This is a genomic window from Pirellulales bacterium, from assembly GCA_019694455.1.
Classification (GTDB): Bacteria; Planctomycetota; Planctomycetia; order Pirellulales; family JAEUIK01; genus JAIBBY01.
Map to the genome: position 1 here is coordinate 1 of JAIBBY010000129.1, position 2,832 is coordinate 2,832.

Sequence of the window (2,832 nt, forward strand, 5' to 3'; positions counted from 1 at the left end):
CCAGCCTCGCCGCGCTGCGCAGGGCATCGACCAACTTGGTGTCCAGTTCGTGCATGATTCGTCGCCCCGCTCAACGTGTCGTCTCCGTCAGCATGTCGGCCAATCGCGCCCGCCCCGCGTCACGCGCCAGATAGACCACGCGAGCGCCACGCGCCAGCGCCGCCTCGACCTCAATGTCCGCGCCCACACTCTCGCCTTCTAGGCGAATCACTATCTCGGCGTGCGCGAGCCAGGCCAGGTCTACTTCCATCCATATCTCGTGTGGAAATTCGCAGCCGTGCCAATCCTCGGCGTAGATCGACAGTTGCGGGCAGAGCGGCGCGTAGCCTAGTTCGATCAACCAGCGAAAGGCTTCCACCGCGCGCGTGATGTGATCGGCGCGGTCCCCCTTGCTGATGGGGCCGCTAATGTAGGCCCGCGGGCGATTGCGATGGCGTGTGGTGGTCGAATCGGACATCCGTTTCTCTCGTGTCTCAAAAAACCCGCTGGCGGCCGAGTCCCTTCGATTTCCATTCCGCCAGCGGGCGACCCGCAAGGAGCGCTTGCGGCTTGTCTCTCACTGTCCGTAAAAATCTCCCTCGTCGTGCTCACTCAGCACGCGCCGCGCCAGCCAGCACAGCGCCGCGAACACCAACGCGCCGCCGCTCAAAGCCGCGCCAATCATCGCAGCCGCGATGGCGAACGCGCCCGGCGCGTCGCTCGGCATTGGCTCTACCATGTGCGCGGCCCAAACAGCGCCCACCACACGCGCCCCACGCGATGATACGTGCCGCTCACGATCGGCATGATCGGATGCAGTTCGCCGGGGTTCTGATTGAGAATCTGCGGCGCGGTCGGTTGCGGCGCCGCCTGATACGGCTCGCACGGCACGATGGCCAGCGCTGGCGCGGCAGGCAGGCCGCACAAGGCGAGTAGCAGCAGTAGTCGCTTCATGGTTTCTCCTTTGGTTCGTCGTCCTTGATGATTTGCAATTCGTAGTTCGTGTTCGTGTCGGTGTAAGACGGCGGCGCGGACGGCTGCGGTGCTGGCCGCTGATTGCCCATCAGTCCCGGCAGCAGCGCGCCGCCCAGCGCGCTACCCACCATGCCGGTCGCCACCAATCCCGACTTGACCCAGCCGGGCACACCGCCGGCGACGGCTGGCGCGGGTTGCGATTGCATTTGCTGCTGCATCGCGGGTGGCATGACGCCGCTGTACGTGATATCGCCAGTGACCACGATGCCGCCCATGTCCGCGTCGTCTGCTTCGTCAGACGCTCCCAGTTGTCGCGGGTTGAATCCCGCCGCCAACATCATTGCGCGGTGACCATCACGCACGCGGCTGGCGTTGTCCCGCAGCATTCGGCGGTGATCCTCCAGTCCCACCGCGTGCGCCGCTGCTTGTAGGCCCGGCACTGTTTCCGCTGTCCGTTTGCCAATCTCCTGGACCGGGCTGCGATCCTGGATTTGCTGCGCGGTAGGCATCGTCGATCCTCTTGGCCGCTTCGTCGGCTCGCTGTCGATAGAAGTCGTTAAAACGGCCCGCCGCGAACGCCAGGCGAGAAGTCATGGCCTCTTGATCGGCGGCCTCGACTCTCGCGATGGCGTCCTGGGCGAGTTGCTGCGCGTCCATAGCGCTAGGCTTTCGTGCCTACTCCGGTCTCCGCCGGATTGTTGGTCTCGGCGCGGGTCCGCCCGCTGCCGCTCTCCGTGGCCGTGCGGAATCCCAGCGCGGCGTTCACCGTCGGGGTCGTCATGGCGATCGACCACATCCGCTGCGAGTCGCTGGCCAACTGGTCAGCGGCATCATTGCGGCGGGTCGCGGCGGCGCCGAACCCGTTGGCCATCGCCGTCATGGCTACACTCAGGTTGCCAGGTTCGGTCAAGGCTTCTGCCATCTGTACATCTCCATCTACGTGAGGGATGTCGCTGACTCCATCGTCAGGCATGAAAGAACGTCCTCACTCGTTGGGCGCTGCCTCCCGCGATCGAGCGATTGGATGCAGCCGAAGTTTGATCGACTCGCCCAGGTAGACGATGTCGCGATCGCGCGTTTGCATGTCATCGTCGATGGTTTCGACGGTGATCGGCGGCAGGTGGCGCCGCACGTAGTCGGTGATGGCGTCCAGGTCGAGCGGCTTTTGCTCGGGCGGTTTCTGGTTGGCGAGCGCCTTGATCTGCGCCTCCAAGATCGTCACGCGGGCCAGTAGCGCCGCCGTGTCCTTGCCGTCGCACAGGCATTGATCCTCGGGTTTGCATTGGCACTTGCCGGCGCCGTCACACTCGCACGGCTTGCCGCTGTTGGTCGAGGGCGGTGGAGATTGTGGCGGCTGCGGTTCGCTCGGCACGATGCCCGGCGGCAGCGGAAACGGCATGTTGTCGCCGCCACCCGGATTACTCGGCGGCTGATTGGGTCGCGCGGGTGGTCTGATTGGCGACGGACCGACGGGCGGGCAGTTCGGGCAGGGGGCTTGTCGCGGCGCGATGTCGGCCAGCGGCGCGAGCGGTTCCGGCAGCACGGCGCGGTGCCCAACCAGCACGATCCGCGCCGCTTCTCTTGGCTGCTTGGTGTAGAGCTTGGCCGCTTCGCCGCGCATCGCGCGATAAATCTCGCCGATGGTCTGCGCCGTCCCTTCGCCACCACCACCCCAGGCCAATAAGCCGATGATCTTGGTTCCCGCCGCGTCGAAAATCGCGCTGCCACTGCGCCCGCCCATCGGAGGCGGCACGAAGTTGAACGCGTCGGCCGTGAGACTGGTCGCCTGTCCCTTCCAGGCCGTGATCCAGCGTCCTCCAGGACAACCAGCCGAAGCGATTTCTTCATTCTCGACTAGCGAGAACGATTCCTCGGCCA

At 65.4% G+C, this 2,832-nt stretch carries 6 protein-coding genes; all 6 read right to left on the minus strand.

Going from position 1 to position 2,832, the window contains the following annotated elements; genetic code table 11:
• Positions 1-70 precede the first annotated feature (70 nt).
• Positions 71-457 carry a hypothetical protein gene (locus tag K1X71_21210; protein MBX7075669.1) on the minus strand — a complete coding sequence of 129 codons (387 nt, stop codon included), beginning with the start codon at positions 455-457 and terminating at the stop codon, positions 71-73.
• A 99-nt stretch (positions 458-556) separates the two neighbouring features.
• A complete protein-coding gene (locus K1X71_21215) occupies positions 557-718 on the minus strand; it encodes a hypothetical protein (protein ID MBX7075670.1) in 162 nt (53 codons plus the stop codon).
• On the minus strand, positions 712-933 hold the full coding sequence (locus tag K1X71_21220; GenBank protein ID MBX7075671.1) for a hypothetical protein: 222 nt from the start codon (positions 931-933) through the stop codon (positions 712-714). Before K1X71_21220 ends, K1X71_21215 begins: the two co-directional genes overlap by 7 nt.
• Complete coding sequence (locus K1X71_21225; GenBank protein MBX7075672.1) at positions 930-1,463, minus strand: hypothetical protein; 534 nt, start codon at positions 1,461-1,463, stop codon at positions 930-932. The genes K1X71_21220 and K1X71_21225 overlap by 4 nt, the downstream gene beginning before the upstream one ends.
• A 152-nt stretch (positions 1,464-1,615) precedes the next feature.
• A complete protein-coding gene (locus K1X71_21230; GenBank protein MBX7075673.1) occupies positions 1,616-1,876 on the minus strand; it encodes a hypothetical protein in 261 nt (86 codons plus the stop codon).
• A 63-nt stretch (positions 1,877-1,939) separates the two neighbouring features.
• Positions 1,940-2,832, minus strand: an 893-nt coding sequence (locus tag K1X71_21235) for an alanine and proline-rich secreted protein Apa (GenBank protein MBX7075674.1), incomplete at its 5' end; no start/stop codon positions are given.

What these genes read in the sequence shown, in the direction of transcription:
- K1X71_21210 (MBX7075669.1), bottom strand. Translation starts at nt 457, where the DNA reads ATGTCCGATTCGACCACCACACGCCATCGCAATCGCCCGCGGGCCTAC.
- K1X71_21215 (MBX7075670.1), bottom strand. Translation starts at nt 718, where the DNA reads ATGGTAGAGCCAATGCCGAGCGACGCGCCGGGCGCGTTCGCCATCGCG.
- K1X71_21220 (MBX7075671.1), bottom strand. Translation starts at nt 933, where the DNA reads ATGAAGCGACTACTGCTGCTACTCGCCTTGTGCGGCCTGCCTGCCGCG.
- K1X71_21225 (MBX7075672.1), bottom strand. Translation starts at nt 1,463, where the DNA reads ATGCCTACCGCGCAGCAAATCCAGGATCGCAGCCCGGTCCAGGAGATT.
- K1X71_21230 (MBX7075673.1), bottom strand. Translation starts at nt 1,876, where the DNA reads ATGGCAGAAGCCTTGACCGAACCTGGCAACCTGAGTGTAGCCATGACG.